General features: G+C 48.9%; 17 protein-coding genes. 7 read left to right on the forward strand and 10 right to left on the reverse strand.

All coding sequences use genetic code 11. The features are described 5' to 3' along the window. Position 1 precedes the first annotated feature (1 nt). From MKY66_RS27485 to MKY66_RS27510, 6 genes are all read right to left on the reverse strand, one after another. Positions 2 to 763 (reverse strand): lysophospholipid acyltransferase family protein, encoded by a 762-nt coding sequence (locus MKY66_RS27485; RefSeq protein ID WP_076209778.1) that lies wholly within the window; start codon positions 761 to 763, stop codon positions 2 to 4. Further along, positions 732 to 1,499: a carotenoid biosynthesis protein gene (locus tag MKY66_RS27490; RefSeq protein ID WP_076209777.1), complete on the reverse strand. Its 768-nt coding sequence runs from the start codon at positions 1,497 to 1,499 to the stop codon at positions 732 to 734. The genes MKY66_RS27485 and MKY66_RS27490 overlap by 32 nt, the downstream gene beginning before the upstream one ends. Beyond that, on the reverse strand, positions 1,499 to 2,371 hold the full coding sequence (locus tag MKY66_RS27495; protein ID WP_076209776.1) for a phytoene/squalene synthase family protein: 873 nt from the start codon (positions 2,369 to 2,371) through the stop codon (positions 1,499 to 1,501). Before MKY66_RS27495 ends, MKY66_RS27490 begins: the two co-directional genes overlap by 1 nt. Then, entirely contained in the window at positions 2,368 to 3,831 is a 1,464-nt protein-coding gene (crtI, locus tag MKY66_RS27500; RefSeq protein WP_076209775.1) for a phytoene desaturase family protein, read from the reverse strand. The genes MKY66_RS27495 and crtI (MKY66_RS27500) overlap by 4 nt, the downstream gene beginning before the upstream one ends. Further along, positions 3,828 to 5,378 (reverse strand): phytoene desaturase family protein, encoded by a 1,551-nt coding sequence (gene crtI / locus MKY66_RS27505; protein WP_076209774.1) that lies wholly within the window; start codon positions 5,376 to 5,378, stop codon positions 3,828 to 3,830. Before crtI (MKY66_RS27505) ends, crtI (MKY66_RS27500) begins: the two co-directional genes overlap by 4 nt. Positions 5,379 to 5,643: 265 nt before the next feature. Then, positions 5,644 to 6,627, reverse strand: a complete 984-nt coding sequence (locus MKY66_RS27510) for a MerR family transcriptional regulator (protein ID WP_339806445.1) — start codon at positions 6,625 to 6,627, stop codon at positions 5,644 to 5,646. A gap of 228 nt (positions 6,628 to 6,855) precedes the next feature. Here MKY66_RS27510 and MKY66_RS27515 point away from each other — a divergent pair, with 228 nt between their 5' ends. From MKY66_RS27515 to MKY66_RS27545, 7 genes are all read left to right on the forward strand, one after another. Continuing rightward, positions 6,856 to 8,331, forward strand: coding sequence for a phospholipase D family protein (locus MKY66_RS27515; RefSeq protein WP_076209772.1), 1,476 nt, complete (start codon positions 6,856 to 6,858; stop codon positions 8,329 to 8,331). Between the two features lie 126 nt (positions 8,332 to 8,457). After that, on the forward strand, positions 8,458 to 9,081 hold the full coding sequence (locus MKY66_RS27520) for a TetR/AcrR family transcriptional regulator (protein WP_076209771.1): 624 nt from the start codon (positions 8,458 to 8,460) through the stop codon (positions 9,079 to 9,081). Continuing rightward, the gene (locus tag MKY66_RS27525; RefSeq protein WP_017691902.1) at positions 9,078 to 9,419 is read left to right on the forward strand and encodes a multidrug efflux SMR transporter; all 342 of its coding nucleotides are present in this window, start codon (positions 9,078 to 9,080) and stop codon (positions 9,417 to 9,419) included. Before MKY66_RS27520 ends, MKY66_RS27525 begins: the two co-directional genes overlap by 4 nt. Continuing rightward, positions 9,419 to 9,733 carry a multidrug efflux SMR transporter gene (locus tag MKY66_RS27530; protein WP_017691901.1) on the forward strand — a complete coding sequence of 105 codons (315 nt, stop codon included), beginning with the start codon at positions 9,419 to 9,421 and terminating at the stop codon, positions 9,731 to 9,733. The genes MKY66_RS27525 and MKY66_RS27530 overlap by 1 nt, the downstream gene beginning before the upstream one ends. A gap of 630 nt (positions 9,734 to 10,363) precedes the next feature. Continuing rightward, positions 10,364 to 11,293, forward strand: coding sequence for a TetR/AcrR family transcriptional regulator (locus MKY66_RS27535; protein ID WP_339806448.1), 930 nt, complete (start codon positions 10,364 to 10,366; stop codon positions 11,291 to 11,293). 33 nt (positions 11,294 to 11,326) lie between these two features. After that, entirely contained in the window at positions 11,327 to 14,563 is a 3,237-nt protein-coding gene (locus MKY66_RS27540; protein WP_076209769.1) for an efflux RND transporter permease subunit, read from the forward strand. A 355-nt stretch (positions 14,564 to 14,918) separates the two neighbouring features. Continuing rightward, on the forward strand, positions 14,919 to 16,586 hold the full coding sequence (locus MKY66_RS27545) for a PucR family transcriptional regulator ligand-binding domain-containing protein (protein WP_339806450.1): 1,668 nt from the start codon (positions 14,919 to 14,921) through the stop codon (positions 16,584 to 16,586). Between the two features lie 15 nt (positions 16,587 to 16,601). Here MKY66_RS27545 and MKY66_RS27550 read toward each other — a convergent pair whose 3' ends face one another. The 4 genes from MKY66_RS27550 to MKY66_RS27565 form a co-directional block, all read right to left on the reverse strand. Next, on the reverse strand, positions 16,602 to 16,829 hold the full coding sequence (locus MKY66_RS27550; protein WP_076209768.1) for a hypothetical protein: 228 nt from the start codon (positions 16,827 to 16,829) through the stop codon (positions 16,602 to 16,604). Then, entirely contained in the window at positions 16,829 to 18,274 is a 1,446-nt protein-coding gene (hydA, locus tag MKY66_RS27555) for a dihydropyrimidinase (protein ID WP_076209767.1), read from the reverse strand. Before hydA ends, MKY66_RS27550 begins: the two co-directional genes overlap by 1 nt. Next, positions 18,271 to 19,566 carry an NAD-dependent dihydropyrimidine dehydrogenase subunit PreA gene (preA, locus tag MKY66_RS27560; protein ID WP_076209766.1) on the reverse strand — a complete coding sequence of 432 codons (1,296 nt, stop codon included), beginning with the start codon at positions 19,564 to 19,566 and terminating at the stop codon, positions 18,271 to 18,273. Before preA ends, hydA begins: the two co-directional genes overlap by 4 nt. 503 nt (positions 19,567 to 20,069) lie before the next feature. Next, complete coding sequence (locus MKY66_RS27565; protein ID WP_076209765.1) at positions 20,070 to 21,437, reverse strand: NAD(P)-dependent oxidoreductase; 1,368 nt, start codon at positions 21,435 to 21,437, stop codon at positions 20,070 to 20,072. Positions 21,438 to 21,450: the final 13 nt, after the last annotated feature.

Raw genomic sequence — 21,450 nt, forward strand, 5'->3', positions numbered from 1 at the left:
GCTAACGGTTCACCCGCTTTCGTGCCGCATCGTATTTTTCACTTGTCGAACGTACATGACGAATCAGTGGAATCGCATCTGGCAAACTTCCCTGCCCCATCCGTATAAGCTCTGATCTATGATCGTCTAACTGCTGTTCCAGCACATGGCCGAGTCTGGCGGCAATCTCTTCACTCTTCAACGCCTTCCAGTCTTCCATCACAGCCGGGCCTGCCTGCATTGATATTTCCGGTAGATCATGCTGGACCATCCCATGGCACAAGGTTACCGGTACGGCGATGGCATTCGGAGAACGACGAAGCAACAATCCGATGCCTGGACGGAACTGAATTGGTCTGGCCTCCTGATGCAGAATTTCTCCTTGCGGAAAAATCCAGACCCTTTTGCCTGAATCCAATAATTCACTGGTGTACTGTAGAGAGGTCCGAATACCAGACGCACTCTCCTTATTGATCGAATACGCACCCAATTTACGAAAAAAAGCATATTGCTGAAGCTGTTGCTCCTCCATCATCACATAATGATCACCCCGCGATGTCTGCCTCGCCGCATGATAGAGCAGCAGACCATCCCACCAGGAGCTGTGGTTCATGAAATAGATCACCGGACGAGTCGGTTCAATCGGGGAGTTATCCCTGATGTCCACCTGCGGGTCCAGTGACCCTGTGAGCGTGAAGGAGCGGAAGCGCCGACGTAGCAGATAATAGTGATTGTATAAGGAAAAAATATGATTAAACGGTTTTGATTTTACGGCGCGAATCATAGAGCCAGCTCCCTTCGGCAAGAAGCATCCCTGCTATGGCGATGATAAAGCTGCCCGTAATTCCTTCCTTTAGAGCAAGTAGGCCGAACAAAAGAATAAACAGCTGATACAACCATTTTGCACGCAGCAATGAGCTACGGTCACCAGGCATGGCCGGAAGGAAGAGGGACAGGAATGCACCCATGATAAACCAGCTTATGTAATTGGTCCACGGAACACCGTAGAATCCACCTGGAGCCTGCCATTCCCAGAATCCTCTCGCATGCGCAACAGGGTCGAGTACCAGATCAAGAACAATCGCCCAGAACCCGGTCTTCACTGCTCGAAGCAATTTGCCAGTCCAGGTTGAACCGCCGCCACTTAACAGCGCCGAGTTACCAACCACTGCGATCCAGGCAAAACCCAGCGTAACTGGCACACTGAATAGATGAATCCCGAAGAAGTCTGAGTAAGCATACTCACCAAACGGCCAATGGGTATGAACCCCTACCCACTCTACGCCCATACCTCCAAGCCAGATGATTACAGAGGCTATCCAGAGTTCGGGTTTCAGCCAGATGACTGACTGGTCGGACAGACCTGTCCGATTACGCCCTTGGTAGATCAGATCCAGCACATACAATGCGTAGAAGATTAGAAATAAACCATTCGAAAAGGACAATACGTCCGGCACGCCAATCGTTAGCATCAAGGTAGTTCCAATGACATACCACGCCCAGTAAAGCCACTGGATCATCAGGATACCGCCGTTCGGGAGGCTTGATAGGCCAGCATCGGGTAACGTTTCACAATCGCACCCAGCATCTCCAGTTTCAATTCATCGCTAACATATGCCCGTTTGGTATATACGTCATAATCGTTGCGTTCAACGGCGTGCAGAATGGTGGAGTAAAAGGCTGCTGCCAGCTCGATGGAAAACGCACTTTCCGTTGGGTACGTATCCAGACGATCCATGCCAATACGGAACCAGTTCAATGCTGCAGCTTTTAACTCATGAACAATGGCAATAAAGCGTTCGTCCACGACTCCGTCTTCAAAGTCCTGCTCCGTGTAACCATGCTTCTCCATGATCTCCAGCGGAACATACCGGCGCACTCTGGCCCGATCTTCACCAACATCCCGGATAATATTAACGATCTGCATCCCTTTACCCAAAGCAATCCCGTTCATGGCTACTTCTGCGCCGTTATCATCCCGCAATACAGGCAACAACATCTCACCTACGGTTCCGGCCACCAGATAACAATAATGCTCCAGTTCCTGCATCGTTGCATAATGCGTTACTTTAAGATCTGTAAGTTGCCCTTCCATCTGACGGAAGAATGGCCCCTTATCCAGATGAGGAAAACTGCTGAACAACCATCTCAGTGCTGGCCAGATAAAGTGCCCTTCCGCTACCTCTAGCCGATCAAACAAGTCATGGATCTCGTGAATCGTATAGGGCGAATGTTCCGGCTCGTCTACACTGTCATCAATCATGCGGCAGAAGGCATAAATGACATATACCGCTTCCCGACGTGGACTTGGCAGCCCTCTAAAGGCCTGATAAAAAGAGGAAGAACCCTTTTGCATCAACTCTTCACACCTGCTCAAAATCGCTTCATTCATGTTCCCATCTCCTTCATGAGTTGATTGACGGCCATACGTGCACTTTGCATTACAATCGGCACTCCGCCTCCTGGATGTACAGATGCTCCTGCTGCATATAATCCCTGTATATTGGGAAATGGTTTGGGTTGCGGCCGGTATACACCGGACTGGAACAATACAGGTGCTATACCAAAGCTTCCGCCCCCATAGAGCCCGTCTCGCTCTGCATCGGCAGGTGTACGTACCTTTTTCCACTTGATCGCTGCACGAAGTCCCGGGAATCCACGTTGCTCCGCTTCTTCCAGTACCCGTTCTGCCAATGCTTCGCTCTCTTGATCCCAGTCGACACCTTCGGCATCAGGCACCGGAATGAGGAAATACAATACACTCTGTCCTGGAGGTGCTGCAGTTTCATCCAATGCGACCGGATTAAATACGTAGAATGAGGACTTTGCCGGAATGCGTCGCTGATTGAACACTTCCTGTAAGCTACCTTCAAGACTCGGTGGCAGGAAGAACTGGTGTGTTGTTGCATCTTCCCAGGTTTTGTCCACGCCCACATAGAGCAATACACATCCGGAAGAGGGACGATACGCTTTTCTTTTACGCGATACCTCTGGTGATTGTCCAAGCAAACCCGATAGATGGGGGAAATCACCATTGTAGATAACTGCATCCACATTTTCTGCGCCGGCTGCCGTTTCTATACCTTTACACACACCATTTTCAATCGTGAGTCCGGTCACTTCGGAATTCAGCACAACACGTCCACCACGTGATATCAGTTCCTGTTCCAGAATGGCCGGCAATGCTGCATATCCACCTTTGACCATCCAGATACCATATTCATGCTCTGCGTAAGGCAAAAGGGAATAGATGCCTGGCGTCCCAAACGGTGATCCACCGATGTATAGACTTTGCAGAGAGTACGCATCAAGCAATTCCTCATGCTGAAAATAATCACCTACCGCTTTCCGGACACTTTTGTGTGCACGCAATCTGCCCATGAGGGACATGAGCGAAGGGGTGAAGAAATCCCTTTTGCGCGGAAAAGCCCTTTCCAGAAACGCTGCCCGGCCTGCCGGAAACAACGTGTCCATATCTTTCATAAATCGTGTGAATCCTCGGCTCTCTCCCGGGAACAAACGCTCAATCTCCGCAGTCTGCTCTTCACGTGAGGTCATCTTGGTCATGACACGACCACTGTGGTAATGCACTCTGTATAACGGATCACAGCGAAGTAACTCAATCTTCGAACGATCTACGCCTGCTTCCTCAAGTATTCCAAGTAACATCTCCGGCAGCAGTACGATCGTTGGCCCCTGATCGATCCGATACTCGCCTTCCTGCTCATATCCAATGCGTCCGCCAACGCGGGAACCCCGTTCATACACGGTGACATCCCAACCTTGACGGTTCAATAACAGTGCCGAAGTGAGTCCGCCAATCCCTGCGCCTACAATAGCGGCCCGCTTCATGAATGCCCTCTGGCTTCTGCCGTCTTCACATAAGAGGATGGCTTGGAACGTGTGCGTGCGTCCTCTTCCTGAATCAGTCTGACACTGATCCGTGCCGATTCGAAGATCGTGGGCAACCCGCTGCCCGGATGTGTCCCTCCGCCTACCAGCCATACACTTTTCAACTCTTCAAACTGGTTATGGGGACGCAGATACATCATCTGGCCCAAATTATGTGCCATATTAAACGTTGCTCCGCGATACACATCCAGTTCAGTCTCCCAATCAAGTGGAGTGAACAGCATACATTCTTCAATACGGCTGCGAATGTCTGCCAGCTCAGGAATGCCTTCCATGCGTTTCATCATGGCCTCCTGCACATTCTCCCGTTCTGCCTCCCAATCAATATTTGCGGTAAGGTTAGGCGTAGGCATCAGAACATACAAAGCAGATTTCCCTTCCGGTGCCAGCGTCGAATCAAGTCTGGAAGGGTTATGAATATATAGAGATGGATCGGCTGATAACATTTTATGCTTTGTGATCTCATCAACGTTTAACCGGTAGTCCTCGGGAAAATAGATCGAGTGATGCGGCAGGTCCACATCACCATCCACGCCCAGATACAACATTGCTGTCGAGCAGGAATACTTTTTGCGTTTCATTTTCTCCGGGGTATATTTCTTAAGCACGCCTGGTTCAAACAGATGGTTCACGGCATGTGCAAAGTCGGCGTTCACAACCACATGGTCTGCTTCGATGCGTTCACCGTTCTCAAGCAACACACCTTCTGCACGACCATTGCGAACGATGACCTGTTTCACCGGGGTGGAAGTATGTATGCGTCCTCCGTATTCTTCCACGACATCGGCCATGGCTTGGAAGATCCGATTCACGCCGCCAATGGGGTGGAACAATCCGTAGTGATGCTCAATAAACGATAATATGGTAAAGGTACCCGGACAATCCCAGGCAGACATGCCAAGGTATTTGGATTGGAATGTAAATGCCCAGCGTAGACGCTCATCTGTAAAATAGCGGGACAAGATTCCATAGACTGTATTGTGGACATCAAGCTTAGGTAGAGCTGTTACCGCATCCTTGCGTAGATAGTCAGTCAACTTGCCAAAAGGACGACGGAGCAGAGGCATGACTTTGCCAAACTTCACTTCTTCTTCTTGCATGAACCGAAGGTAATTGTCCTCATTGCCCGGAAACAATTCCTTAATCTGTGCAGCTGTATCTTCCCGATTACGAGAAGGCGTGAACACCTTATCACCAAAGTTCAGTGCGTACAGTGGGGTTAGCTCTTTCATATGCACATAATCGGATAATTTGCGTCCCACCACATCGAACATCTCTTCGATCAGCTGTGGCATCATCAAAAATGTAGCACCCCGGTCGAATCGATATTCACCCAGTTCCAATCTGGCAGAACGCCCCCCGATGACTGGCTGTTTCTCATACACATCTACCTCGTACCCCTGACCGGACAATAACATCGCTGCTGCAAGTCCACCCGGACCTGCGCCAATGACAGCTGCACGTTTGCGTTGTTGATTCGGTATCATGCCACTCACCTTTCTATGTAGGGAATTCCTATAGTTCTCTAGCCCCTAACCTATTATTAAACCGCCCAAGAACACTTTAAGCGGTAACTAGCAAAAACATTATACAAATATAATACAAATATTATACGACCTTGTAAACCAAAAAATGACCCGTCGGTCAAAATACTCTGCTAATCCATATATAAACACAAAAAACACCCTTTGATCACTTTCGTCAAAGGATGTCCTTTATACACTAACCTATTCATTGAATGATAAGATATGTTTAGTTATGTGCCTGTCCAAACCTCGCACCAGGTGTTCGATCTGCGAGATACTCACGTTCTATCCATGACTGCCAATCCGCTGAATCCTCTGGCATAATCCATTGCGGGTAACGAGCATGTTCTGCACGCTCATAGCCCTTTCCACCAAGTACGAAGCGAATATGTGGAAACTCGTTTTTAATCCGCTCTATAAGCTGATCACACCGTTCAAGAAGCCCTGGGCTTGTGATCGAAAGGCAGACCAACTTGATCTTTTGCTCCCGAATAATCGGGAAGATGCCTTCTTCTGGCGTGTTCGCACCGAGATACAGTACTTCCGCTCCATTTTTACGCATAAAGAGAGAGAACAGCAGCAATCCGACCTGATGGTGCTCCCCTTCCGGACACAACGCCAGAACTTTGGGCAGATGCGGATAGATCGGGAACAGATGGAAAAACTGATAAAACCGCTGTGAAATCAGCTGTGTCATGAAGTGTTCCTGAGCCACCGAAGCCCTGCCTTGCTCCCATGCATCTCCAACCCGAACCAGAATGGGCACCAACACATGATAGAACATCGAGTCATACCCATACATGGTGAAACCAAAATCAATCAAACCATTGGCGCGTTCACCCTGAAAGTTGTAGAGCGAGTCATAGATCTGATCTGCCATGCGTGCGTAGGCTTCTTCCATCGTAGGCACCGGAGCCATGATCGGCGTGGGCACAGCCTCGGGCGGATTCAATTTGTTTACTTTCAACATCCGTACCGCTTCCGAAATATTGGTCTGATGCAGCTCAATCTGTTCTTTCAACCAGCGCAGATCCGCAACATTCTCTTCGGTATACATTCGATAACCCGATTCCGTCCGCTCAGGGGTGACCGCACTATACCGATTCTCCCAAGCCCGGAGCGTCACCGTCGGGATACCGAGCATGGCAGCGACTTGTTTGATGGAATACACCTTATTACCCACTTTCTTTCCTAAATGTCCAGATTTCAAAGGTTATATCATTGGTTCCCCGTCCTTGTCAGGCATATGAAAACCCTAACATTCTACAAAAATAATACACTCATTATACACAACGCTCAGACAACTGTCGATTGCATCCTGCCAATTTTGCCATATGCATTTTACCGCTACATTAGTTATACTACCGGGTTCTCCTGCGTCAATGTGATCATCCGTGTGGTAATAGAAGTCAGCAAGTACAGAAGGGGGAGTGCGCCGTTGGTCTCATTACGCCGCCATACATCAGACCGCAAGTCTTCACGCGGCAAATTTCCATACATACGAACAGGGCTCGTCCTATTGGTCCTATGGCTCATCGCCGTCATGCTCTATCAGACTTACAAACCATTACCAACGGGCATTTCCTACGAAAGCCCGGAGTATCGTGTGGATCAAGTCGAGTTCCTGCATGACCTCACTTACCCTTCCTCTGACGGACAGATGCAGCACGAACAGCAGATTTTCCAGCGCATGATGCAGATTGTGGAGGAAGCAGAGCAGTTTGTCCTGGTGGATATGTTCCTGTTCAATAATTATCAGCACAAGGGACAGAACTTTCCTCCTGTGAGTAATGAATTCACCGAAGCACTGGTCGCCAAAAAAAATCAGCATCCTGATATGGACATCTGGTTTATTACAGATGAAGTAAATACCAACTATAACTCAGCACCCAATCCGTTGCTGGAACAAATGAAACAAGCAGGCATTCATGTGGTCATCACTGATGTTGACCCTTTGCGTGATTCAACGCCAGTGTACTCTGCGGTCTGGCGGACCTTCTTCCAATGGTTTGGTCAATCCGGAGATGGCTGGATCAAAAACCTGATGGCCACGGATGGTCCGGATATAACGGTCCGTTCCTATCTCAAGCTGCTCAATGTGAAAGGAAATCATCGCAAAGTTGTTGTTAGTGAGAAGACGGCGATTGTCTCTTCTGGCAATATTCATGATGCGAGTGCCTACCACTCGAACATTGCATTTGAAGTAACAGGCCCAATCATTGGCGATATTCTTCAGTCAGAGCAAGCTGTACTCGACATCTCAGGCGGAGGCCAGGTCCCTGCCTACACCACGCCTTCCCCGGATTCAAACACGGGAGACCTACGAATTCGCTATTTAACTGAAGGCAAAGTGAATGACGCTGCACTCCATGAGATCAATCAGGCTGGCAAAGGTGACACCTTATGGATAGGCATGTTCTATGTGGCCTCTCCGAAAGTATTAGAAGCCCTGCTGGAAGCCGCAAAACGAGGAACCGAGATCCGGCTTGTACTTGATCCAAATGAAAATGCATTTGGTCAGGAGAAGATCGGCATTCCGAACCGTCCTGTCGCTGCTGAATTGCATGATAAATCCGACGGTAAAATTCAGATCCGCTGGTATAACACCACCAAGGAACAATACCATACCAAGATGATCTATCTTGCCAAAGCAACCGGAGATCATATTGTCCTAGGGGGTTCAACCAATTTCACCCCCCGAAACATGAATGACTACAATCTGGAGAATGATCTATGGGTTGCTGCACCTCCAGACAATAAGTTCACGCTTGATATCGCGAATTATTTCGAGCGTATTTGGAATAATAATGATGCCGAGTTCACGTTAGACCTGGATGAGTTTCAGGAGAAGACTACGTTTTTGAAAGGTATCCTATATAAACTGCAACTGATTCTGGGTTTTACAACCTTTTGATCAAAAACCACATTCATACCTGTTATATCCGTCTGTACTCTACTGTGCAGGCGGATTTTTTCATCTTGACAGGGGGTGTGAAGTGTGAAAATATAATTACCTAACGACCGTTAGGAAGGTGATTGAATGACTGCTCAATCCATTCGAGATGCAGCCCTGTTCCATTTTGCGAGAGATGGCTATGAGGGAGCTTCTCTGAGAGCTATTGCTGATGAAGTCGGGATTAAAAAACCGTCCATATATGCACATTTTAGCTGTAAGGATGATTTATTTTTGCACACACTGGCCTTTGCATTTCACGAGGTAAAACGGCACACACTGGAATATTTCCGCGATCATGCGGATCTACCATTGGAGCAGCGGCTGAAAGGCTTGCTGATCTGGTTCGAACAAGAATACAATGCCCACGCTTCGGCTCGATTGATGTTGCGTAATTGTTTTTACCCACCCCTTTCTCTGTATGGCGAAGTGATGGATCAGGTGTATCCGTTTATCGATGGCATGGAACGCGCACTGACTCGTCTGCTGCAAAGGGCAATGCGTAATGAAGATATACCGCCTCTTCCCGCTGAACAAGCCGCTATTGCATTTATGACGTTCCTCGACGGTATTACCGTGGAGATTATCTATGGAAGTTCCCGTCGCTACAAGAGACGGTTGGAAGCATCCTGGCCTGTCTTTTGGCATGGCATTCATCATTTGAACGAAGAGGCACAAAGCGTTGTGCCGGAAGGAGATTCAACATCATGAACCGCAACTGGTTATATGTATTTATCGGTGGAATTATTGAGATTGTCTGGGTGAGCGGGCTGAAACATGCCTCGAATGCCTGGGAGTGGACTTTAACGGGGATTGCCATCGTGATCAGCTTTGGACTGATCATTGCCGCTTCCAAAAGGCTGCCTGTGGGTACGGTGTATGCCGTCTTTACGGGAATTGGTACGGCGGGTACCGTCCTTACGGAAATGGTACTGTTCGGTGAGCCGTTCCGCTTGGCCAAAGTATTGCTCATCGGGCTGCTGCTCTGCGGCGTAATCGGACTGAAGCTGGTTACGGATCAGCAAGAAGCCAAAGGAGGTGCAGTATAATGGCTTGGATGGCAATTGTAGGTGCAGGGATATGTGAAATTTTCGGCGTAATCGGTATTAATGGTGCTTCCACCAAGAAAGGATGGCCATACATCGTACTTATGCTGGTGTCGTTTGTGTTCAGCTTCTCGTTGCTGTCCTACGCCATGACATCCATTCCCATGGGCACAGCGTATGCCGTGTGGACGGGGATCGGGACGGTCGGCAGTACGTTAACAGGCATGTTCCTGTTTGGTGAACGGAAAGAAGCGAAGCGTATACTGTTTATCGCGATGATTTTGGTGGCAGCCGTTGGGCTGAAACTGATCACATAACGGAACAACTGAATTACACTCTATAACTCCGGTGGTAGCATATGCTTCCGAAGAAGCTTTCTTACAGAAAGCTTTAAGGCGAACACTTCGTTTCTTCAAGTTGGTTCTGCCATCTCCGTTATCGTGTAATTCTTGGCTTCCATTATGATATCTATTACATTTTGTAATATAAAAAAGACGACTTCAATCAGGAAGTCGTCTTTTTTGGGGAATGATATAAATAGGGAACCTCTTTATACTTTGCTACGTAAGAAAGGATGTCGTAATTATTAGAAAGTTATTGGCACGCATGGGTTCTTATACTGGGTATACCCTTCTCATCGGCATGGCCATCTTCTATCTCATCGCTCTAGTCGCCATTATTATACTTGCCTTGTACGCCTTCACTGGAGGAAACTAACTTAAACGTTCTTGATACCTTATCCCTATCGTACATACAAGCTGTACCTTGTTACTTGCCGTGTATTCTTCCCTTTGATCAGTCTCTTTTCTCCGCTCTTATTTCCAATTTACTCCCATTTGAATTCCTTCAACTATATCGTTTATACTTAGTTTGACCCTTAAGTCAATTCAAGAACTCATAAGTTCCCTGATGAGGTGAAAGTATCGTTAATGAACCCTATACATGAGATGAATGAGAAGAAAAAACTCATCATTACTACAGCACTCAAGCTATTCTCGGCCAAAGGCAGTGCCGCAACCTCCATGCAGGAGATTGCAGAGATATGCGGGATGTCTAAGGGAAGCCTCTACCTGATATTCAAATCCAAAGAGGAATTGGAAGACAGCACGATGGAGTACTGTTTATTTACGCTCATAGACGAACTATCCCAGATCGAACATGAAGCTGACCTTACTCCGAGAGAACGTTCACACAAACAGATTGAGACACTGCTCGGCCATGTGTCCGAGCTAAAGGAATTTTTACGTGTGCAGATGCAAAGCATGATGATGAATGATGAGCCACATCGCAAGGAAAAATGCAACCCGCAGCATAAAGATTTGGAGATCCTTACACTACACGGTTTCAAGGACAAACTGGAAGATATGTACGGACCGGAGATTGAACCCTATACGATAGATCTTATTTTACTCATACAGGGTCTGTTCCTCTCCTACGTTAAGATCTGGTTTACGGAAATGCCCTCCCTTACCGTCTCCAAAATGGCAACCAATATGCTGCAGATGATTGATTATGCAGCTTACGGATTGCTCGATCAGCGCCCTGCGCCTTTGATTTTGTTGGAAGACTGGCCCGCATGGAGTAGTGATCCAAACACAGACTCCACTGTGATGCGTCATCCCATTCACATCATCAAGCAAATGCAGGATATCGCTGGTTCCGATTTGCCCGCAGGGCAAACAAAGAATGATGTTCTCGAAACCATCGCCATCCTCAGACAGGAGATGATGGAATTCACACCGCGGCGTGCCATCATTCTCGGCATGATGCACAATTTGGAGAGCGTATCTGCCATCAAACCTTTGCACTCTGAGCTTAAGCACAGTCTGGATGCCAAGTATAGCCGGTTTATCCAGGCTGACTCGTCACACATATAAACAGGAGAAACAGAGAGGAGAAGAAACCATCGTATGAAAGGTATAATTAATTTTTCACTGAACAACAAGTTTGCGATTTGGATTCTGACGATTATCATCTCTTTCGCAGGTTTGTACAGCGGATTGACGATGAAACAAGAGACAATCCCGAACATCAACGTACCGTTTCTGAATGTCACTGCCATTGATCCGGGGGCTGCACCGGAGGGAATTGTTGAAGATGTCACGAAGCCGCTGGAAGTAAAACTACGCAATGTAGATGGCGTGAAGACAGTGACCTCCACTTCCATGGAGAACGCAGCATCGATCACACTCGAATTTGATTATGGAACAGATCTAACCAACGCAACTGCAACCGTTCGTGAGGCACTGAATGAAGTACAACTGCCTGACAGCGTGCAGAAGCCGACCATTTCCAAGTTCAGCATTAACTCTTTCCCGGTTGTATCTCTAAGCCTGTCCGACAAGGACGGCGGTGACCTGGAACAATTGACACGACTGGTTGAATCGGATATTCAGCCTGCACTCGAAGATATTGACGGTGTAGCTCAGGTCCAGGTGTCCGGTCAATATGTGAAAGAAGTTCAATTGAAGTTTGACCAAGCCAAAATGGCCGAGCTGGGCCTGACCGAAGATACGGTAAACGGCATCGTTCAAGGTTCATCCATTCGTGTGCCCCTTGGACTGTTTGAACTGGATAAATCCCAGAAAGCCGTTGTCGTAGATGGAAACATCATCGACATCGATGATCTGAAAAACCTTGCCATTCCAGTTGTACCCGGCGGTGCCGGAGCTTCCGCAGGCAATGGTTCAGGCGGAGCGCCACAAGGCTCTGGAGCGCCAACTGGTGAAGCTGGTCAAGGTACAGCTCCTGGCTCTGCACAAGGAACAGACCAGGCTGCAGGCCAAGCTGCTGGTGGTAATGCCAGTGTGGGTAGCCCTTCAGGTGCTGCCAACGCAGCTGGTATCCCGACAGTGAAATTAAGTGAAATTGCCAAGATCGAAGTCATCGGTCAAGCGGAATCCATTTCCCGGACTGACGGCAAGGAATCGATTGGTATTTCCATTGTAAAATCCAACGATGCCAACACGGTTGATGTCGTTAACGCAGTCAAAGATAAAGCGGAAGAGTTGCAATCGCAGTTCAAAAATGCTGATTTGACTGTCCTGCTTGACCAAGGTAAACCGATTCAGGACTCGGTGAACACGATGCTGGGTAAAGCCGTTTTTGGTGCCTTGTTTGCCATCCTGATCATCCTGCTATTCCTGCGTAATATTCGTTCAACCATTATCTCCATTATATCGATCCCGCTCTCCTTGCTCATGGCATTGACTGCGCTCAACATGATGGATATTACTTTGAACATGATGACGCTGGGTGCCATGACGGTTGCCATCGGACGGGTTGTCGATGACTCCATCGTTGTTATCGAGAACATCTACCGCAGATTAACGCTCAAAGGTGAGAGATTAAAAGGCCGTGAACTAGTCCGCGAAGCAACTCGCGAGATGTTTGTGCCAATCCTTTCTTCCACGATCGTAACTATTGCGGTATTCCTGCCACTGGCGTTGGTAAGCGGTATGGTCGGTGAGTTATTCACGCCATTTGCACTGACCATGGTATTCGCTTTGCTGGCATCCCTGATCGTTGCCATTACCATTGTGCCGATGCTTGCGCACACCCTGTTCCGTGGAGGGTTGAAGAACAAACAGAATCACGAAGAAAAACCGGGCAAAATGGCGGAAGGTTACAAACGTCTGCTGAACTGGACCCTTTCACACAAACTCATCACGGTCAGTATTGCAGTGATCTTGCTGGTCGGCAGTTTGTTCCTGTACCCGTTCATCGGTGCAAGCTTCTTGCCAGAACAACAGGATAAATATGTGACTATTACGTACAGCCCACAAACTGGAGCTTTACGTGAAGGTGTAGAAAAAGAAGCACTCGTTGCCGAGAAGTGGTTGCTGGAACAACCGGGTCTGGAGAAAATGCAATATTCCATCGGCGGAAGTAACCCACTGAGCAGCATGGGTGGCGGTGGTTCCAACTCGGCTCTATTCTATATTGAATATAACGAAGACACGAAAGACTTTACTCAAGTGAAGGAACAGCTTGTAGAAGGTCTGAAGAAAGAAGTTACCGTAGGTACCTGGAATGAGCTCGACATGTCCGGCGGTCTGGGTGGTAGCGGCCTGAGTCTCTCCATCTATGGCGATAATGTAGAGCAACTCAAACCTGTGTCGGACGAAATTCTGAAACTGGTTGAAGCGGATAAGGATAATTTTGAAAAAGCAGACACTACACTCGCTGACACCTACGGGCAGTATACGCTCGTGGCGGATCAGGAGAAATTGAGTTCCCTGGGCCTGACTGCAGGCCAACTGGCAATGACGCTGAGCCCGGCACGGGAACGTCCTGTGCTTACGGAAGTCGATATCGATAACAAAACGTACAAAGTATATGTAGAGACAGACAACAAAACATTCAGCAGTATTAAAGAAATTGAGGATGAAACCGTCACTTCACCTCTTGGCATCGAAGTACCAATCAAAGATGTTGCCAAAGTAGAAGAAGGTACGTCCCCGAACTCCATCATGCAAATTGATGGTAAAGTTGTTGTACAAGTCACAGCCAACATCCTGGCTTCGGATGTAACGAAAGCTTCGAGTAACCTACAGGCTGAGATCGACAAGCTGGATCTGCCTGATGGCGTTGAAGTGAAGTTCGGAGGTACAACCGAACAGATTAATGATACCTTTACTCAACTGGGTCTCGCCATGCTGGCGGCCATCGCCATTGTATACTTCGTGCTCGTTGTTACATTCGGCGGCGGATTGGCACCATTCGCAATCCTGTTCTCCCTGCCATTTACGGTTATTGGTATTATGGTAGGTCTGTTCATCGCTGGTGGTACGCTTGACGTCTCAGCCATGATGGGTGGACTGATGCTCATCGGGATCGTGGTCACCAACGCCATCGTGTTGATCGACCGTGTTATTCACAAGGAAAAAGAGGGTATGTCTACCCGTGAAGCCTTGCTGGAAGCCGGTGCAACACGTCTGCGTCCAATTCTGATGACCGCTCTCGCAACCATTGGTGCCCTGTTGCCACTGGTAACGGGTCTCGAAGAGAGTGCGGGTATCATCTCCAAAGGACTCGGAATCACCGTAATCGGTGGTCTGATCAGCTCCACGCTGCTCACACTGGTTATCGTACCGATTGTGTATGAGTTCCTGATGAAATTTAAAAAGAAAAGAATCGAAGATTAAGAAATAGAGAGTCGTGCTCATGTAATGGGTTGAGTACAACTTAAATACAGACTATAATATTTAGCTTCTCGCCCCTTAGCGCATATTGGAATGATTGAATTCCGATGTGATGTTAAGGGGCTTTTTTTTTCATGTAAATTCACACAATACATAAACTGACATAGAAATGCTTCATTTTAATCAAAATCACAAAAAGCACAGACTCATTTGTCATTTGAAACAAATGAACGTTAGATTTCAGCTCATAGGCTGTAAATGGACTTATAATATGGATTAATTATGCAAGTTGACGGATTCCAGACTCCAGATAGATCACATGTTATTGGGGAAGGATGGTGGTTGTGTGGGGGAGACAATGCTTCATATTCAAGTCAGAGACATGTTAAAACGTCCCGTATTTCGCAAGGCGGAAGTTCTGGCCAGTGATCGTGCGCTAGAGCGGTATGTTCGCTGGGTTCATATCATGGAGGTTCCAGAAGTAGGGGACTTGCTCAATGGCGGGGAATTGGTGCTTACGACAGGCATTGGCTGGCAGGAAGGTGAGCAGCAAGGCCTGTCTTTTTTGCGTCAGTTAATTGCTCGTGGGGCTGCCGGACTCTGTATGGAACTGGGGGATCACACCAAGTCGCAGCTCGGTGCTATGAAGGAAATTGCAGTGGCAGCGGATTTCCCGTTGATCTGGTTCCACGAACAAGTCCGTTATATTGATATTACGCAAGACCTGCATTTCACCCTGATTCGCAGTCATCAGCGGATGATTGCCGAACTCGACAGTCTCACCACCTCGTTTAACCAACTTCTTCTGAATGGAGACGGGGTACAACCCCTGCTTCGATTATTGTCACGAACAACCGGATGTGCCGTGGCGTTATATCCACTTGAGGGGGAAGCGAGTAGCGTTCCCTATTGCTCTCCAGAGCAGCTGGAGACTCGTCGGCAGGATTGGTTTTTGCAGCGGGAACATTTGGCGGGGGAGGATATTCCGAATTTAATGCAACTGTCAGATAACACATTGGATGTGATCAGCATGCCTGTTCAGGCGTTAGACTACACCTTTGCTGACCTTGTGCTGATGCACCAAAAACTGCAGGATCACGATTCAAATAATATACCAATCAAACCTTCGGATGAATTCGTCTTTCAGGCACTGGAACGTTGCGCGGCCGCAATTGCCCAGGACTGGATGCGAACCAAATACATGGAAGAGAAACGTCGCTACAAAGAAGATATGTGGGTCATTGACTGGCTTAACGGACATCACTCCACAAAAGAAATCCATGAATATGTATCTACCGTTAATCCCCTTCTCGCAACGAGTAAAGCTACCATAATCTTATTCGACAGCAACCCCGCGTACACAGACAGCCTCAAAATTCAGAAATTATTGATCCAACGCAACATCGTTGCCCGTTCCGTGTTCGCTCGGGAGAATTTCACCCTCTACAGCACCGTTCTAAACCACCAGATCATTCTTATCATTCTCGACCCACTACCTGGATCTCAGCGCAAAAGCAGTCTCTGGCGCTGCATCGAACAGCTGCAGCAGCACGAGCAGGAACAGAACCACTGCCTCTTCTCAGGCCTATTCGGTATCGGTCATAACTGCACAGACCTCTCCCGTCTCAAGGACAGCCTGGAATCAGCAAAGGAGACACTGCGAATTCAGAAGGACATCGGTGTGATGCAGCAGCCCTTTTACAGTAATCTTCATTGTTACCGCATCATCGCCAGTATGAAGCAGAGTGGCAATCTGGATGATTTCATCGAAGAATATTTGGGGCCGCTCATTCGTTACGATGTAGAGAAAGGAGGTCAGCTGCTGCGCACGCTCAAGCAATATTTGATCCTGTGCTGCTCCAAGCAAGAGACGGCCACCGCTCTATATATCGTCAGACAGACACTGTATCACCGTTTGGACAAAATCGAAGCCCTTTTGGGAGAAGATTATATCCTCCCCGAGAAAAGGGTTGCGATCGAACTTGCCATCTACGCCTATGAGTACGTACACGGCCCGATCGCGTGAAGAGCTGGGCATCGTCTAAGCTCCCCGCTGCTCCTGAAGCTGGCGAATCAGGATGTGACTGAACCACTTCCGTCCAGACGCCGTGCCTACGTATTGCTCTTGTTTCTCTTCGGGAAGATCCGGGTGCCCCCATATGACGTGAGCACCCTCCAGATGTTCCCGTACCGCATAGATCCGATAACCCTGTGCAACCATTCGCTCTATGGCGTTCCTCTCGGCATCAAACACATCATGATCCGACATCAGCTTCTCCCCCCATTCACTGCCGTCACAGGATGTTTCATCGGTATGGGCGCGCCTGCATCATACTTGTTGCGCTTCACATATTGGCCTGCCCCTGCTGTTCCGGTATACTGCCGATCTCGAATGACATACTCCCCGCGGCACAACACCGTCACCGGACATCCCTGTACCTGCATACCTTCAAATGCACTGTAATCCACGTTCATATGATGCGTATCTGCCGAGATCACCCTGTTTACAGAGGGGTCAAAAATAACGATATCCGCGTCTGTCCCGACAGCGAGAGTCCCTTTCTGCGGAAATAGTCCAAATAACTTGCTCGCTCTTGTCGAACATAGATCAACCCACTGATTCAGTGTGATCCTTCCTTTGACTACACCTTCGGAATACAGAATGCTGAGACGATCTTCGATGACAGGCCCCCCGTTAGGAATTTTGCTAAAATCATCCTTGCCCAAGTCCTTCTGCCCCTTGAAATTAAACGAGCAATGATCGGAGCCAATCGTCTGCAACTGACCACTTTTCAATGCATTCCACAACACTTCCTGATGCGCTACTTCCCGCAGCGGAGGTGACCAAACATACTTTGCACCCTCAAAGTCCGGCTGATCCATGATCGATTGATCCAGTATCAAATACTGAGGACAGGTCTCCCCCCAGATCCGGTAGCCCATTTCACGCATACGCGCAATTTGCTCCACTGCTTCCGCACAGGTCACGTGCACCACATACAGCTGTGAATCCGCAAGTGCAGCCAGACGCGCCGCACGCCCTGTTGCTTCTCCCTCCAGCATGGATGGACGAGTCAGCGCATGATGAATCGGCTCCGTGCGCCCTTCGGCGAGCGCCTGTCGAACCAGCAGGTCAATGACATCCCCGTTCTCGGCATGAACCATGACGAGTGCGCCGTACTCTTTTGCCTTTTGCAACGTCTGGAAGAGAATCCCGTCATCGGCCTGAAACTGGTTTTTATACGCCATGAACACCTTGAAGGATGACACACCCTCTTCTTCAATGATCTGCGGCAGCTCTTCCAGCACCTGATCATTCATCTCGCCGATCATGAGATGGAAACCGTAGTCGATGGCAGCTTTACCCTCGGCTTTGGCATGCCACTCCTGGAGAGATTCGATTAATGGACGGCCTTTTTGTGTCAGACAGAAATCAATGATCGTTGTTGTACCACCAAAGGCTGCCGCTGTCGTTCCCGTCGCAAAATCATCCGCCGTTACCGTTCCACCGAAGGGCATATCCAGATGCGTATGCGGGTCGATCCCGCCCGGAATGACGTAACAACCCGCTGCATCCACAACCTCCGTTCGTTCGTCAGGCATCAGTCCGATGCCAATCTGTGTGATTTTACCCTTTTCGATCAAAATATCTGCTTCAAAGGTATCCGACGCCGTGACCAACACACCGTTACGAATCAATTTGCGGGTACTCATGATATCGCCTCCTTGGTTGATTGATCTCTAACGGATTGCAACATCGCAATCGCAGACTGCCTTTCATTCCAGGTTACAGGTTCCTGCTCAGGTACAAGTTCAACCATCTCAATCGCCCCATCCACCGGGCAAACGATCGAACACAGATTACAGCCAACACAGTCATCTTCCACCACTTCCAGATAGGAGCCGGACGGGTCGGTCAACATATCAATACATTGATGCGAGGTGTCCTCACAAGCAATATGGCATTTGTTGCAGTTGATGCAGACATCGCGGTTGATGCGGGCGACGACTTTGTAGTTCAGATCGAGATTGCCCCAATCGGAGTAACGCGGAACCGTCTGACCTACCAGTTCTGCTACACTGCTTAGACCCTTTTCATCCAAATAATCGTTCAGCCCATCAATCATGTCCTCCACAATGCGGAATCCATGATGCATCGCTGCGGTACATACCTGAACCCCTGTAGCGCCCATGAGCAGAAACTCTGCGGTATCCCGCCAGTCCGAGATTCCACCAATACCCGAGATCGGCACACCAACTTCAGGATTACGCGCACACTCAGCAACCATATTCAGTGCAATTGGCTTCACGGCTGGGCCACAGTATCCGCCATGCGCTCCTTTGCCGCCCACATGGGGCACGGTATTCCACGAATCCAGATCCACACCTGCCAGGGAGTTAATTGTATTGATCAGGGAGATCGCATCCGCGCCACCTCGTACAGCTGCCCGGGCTGTCGCCGTAATATCCGTGATATTCGGCGTGAGCTTCACAATCACCGGTGTGGTCGCCACTTCCTTCACCCACATCGTCTGTAGTTCGACCAGGTCAGGTTGCTGACCAGAGGCGGCTCCCATACCACGTTCGGCCATGCCATGCGGGCAACCAAAGTTCAGCTCCAGGCCGTCGACACCGACAGCCTCCACCTTTTTCACAATCTCATGCCACTTCTCCCGCGTAGGTTCCACCATCAGTGAAGCGACAACCGCACGATCCGGGAAGCGTTTCTTGGTCTCGGCAATCTCCCGCAGATTCACTTCCAGCGGACGATCGGATATCAATTCGATATTGTTAAACCCTGCCACCCGCTGCCCACCAAAATGAACCGCCGCGAAACGCGAGGATGTATTGATAATTGGTTCACCCAGCGTCTTCCACACCGCGCCACCCCAGCCCGCCTCGAACGCACGCTGGACCTGATATCCCGTATTGGTCGGTGGTGCAGAGGCCAGCCAGAATGGATTGGGTGATCGAATACCTGCCAGATTAATGGATAAGTCAGCCATAACGATCCCTCCTTGGTGTTGTTTGAACTCACTGGTTACACTGGACACTCCGATGACAGAACAACCTTCCGATCGCTGTTATCCCCAGATTTTTTTGATTCCTTTTATAAAGGGAAAATCCGGGGATAAAGGCGAACACTCCGTTTCTTCAGGTTCTTTCTGTCCTCTCCGTTTTGTGTAAATGTTTAGTTCAATTTTTATCGTTGTACTGGATATTTGGTCGTGTTTAGGATCTCTGCGTAGTAATGGGGTTTCTGGATAGTACGCACCTAAATTCTAACGAACCGTAGAGCTCTTATTCGACTCATTTGCGGCACTTTCAAAATCTAACGAATCGTAGAAAGCTTATATTGCTGTAATAGCTCATTTCGGCTTCATTTCAACGATTTTTATCAAAATAAGACGTGTGAGATTCATTAGATTTTTCAACCCTCCATAAATTCCCACTATAAGTTGTGTAGGGTTCTTTAGCGCGTCAGGGGAACGAGGATTCGATGAACTGCTCATGCCGTCTCTTCCACCTGTCCAGGCAATGCCTTCATGACTGCGGCAGCAGCCAGCTTACCCTGCTGTGCAGCCGAGACAACCATCGCTTCACCCTGGCCCTGACCAAAAATAACATCTCCTGCCGCATAGATCTGAGGATGCGAGGTACGGTACGTATGCGGTTCGATCTCAACGACGCCCCATTGGTGACGCAGCCCGAACGCTTCAATTAATGGTAATAAACGATGCTGCCCAATCGCCCGGATGACCGTATCACATTCAATCATGAACTCCGATCCTTCTACAGGCACAGGCAACGCACGCCCACCGCCAGGCGGGGTAATCAGCTCCATTTTCACACATTCCACAGCTTGAACCCGACCGTTCTCGTCTCCAATAATACGCTGCGGCATCGTAAACCAGCGGAACTCCACACCCTCCTGCTTGGCAAACGTATATTCAAACGCATACGCCGTCATCTGGCTTTCCCCGCGCCGATATAACATCTGCACCCGCTCGGCACCAAGACGTACCGAACAGGTTGCTGCATCTACCGCCGTATTGCCCGCGCCAATAACGGCGACCTTCAGACCATTCAGCGCGGGTGGAACACCCTGCTTCGTAGACTCCACCAGTTCAATCGCATCATAGACACCTTCCAATGTCTCCCCTTCAATGCCCAGCATAGGTACTGAACCCATGCCACAGGCTAGAATGACCGCTTCATGCTGCTCCAGCAACTGCGTAACAGGAATATCCACACCGATGCGCACACCATAACGAATCTGCACACCAAGCACTTCTACCTGCTCCACTTCCCATAGCGCAACCGATTCGGGCAAACGGAAAGATACGATGCCGTACGTATTCAGCCCGCCGCCTTTGGGTTTGGCTTCATAGATCGTCACCTCATAACCTGCGCGCCCCAGTTCACGAGCCGCCGATAATCCCGCTGGCCCGGCTCCTACAACAGCAACATTTCTCCCATTGGTGGGCGCTGCCTGGAATAACGGCTCATTCTTGGCTCGTGCCCAGTCAGTGGCGTAACGCTGCAAGTCACCAATTCGAATCGGCTTTGACGATTCATTTAGCACACATGCGCCTTCACACAATTCCTCTGTGGGACAGACGCGTGCGCAGCTGGCTCCAACCGGATTTGCATCCATGATGGTGCGGGCCGAACCTTTCAGGTGCCCTGTTGATATTTTGCTAATAAACGAAGGGATGTTGATATCAGTTGGACAGGCCTTGATACAAGGTGCATCGTAACAGTACAGACAGCGGTTTGACTCCTCCATCGCTTCCTTTCCTGTCATAGCGGGTTTCATCTCGGCAAAACGACTCTCCCACCCATAATCGGATAACGTTGTTCCTGAGCTGTTCATCAATGTCATGCAC

Origin of the sequence: Paenibacillus sp. FSL R5-0766, from assembly GCF_037971845.1 — a bacterium.
GTDB lineage: Bacteria > Bacillota > Bacilli > Paenibacillales > Paenibacillaceae > Paenibacillus.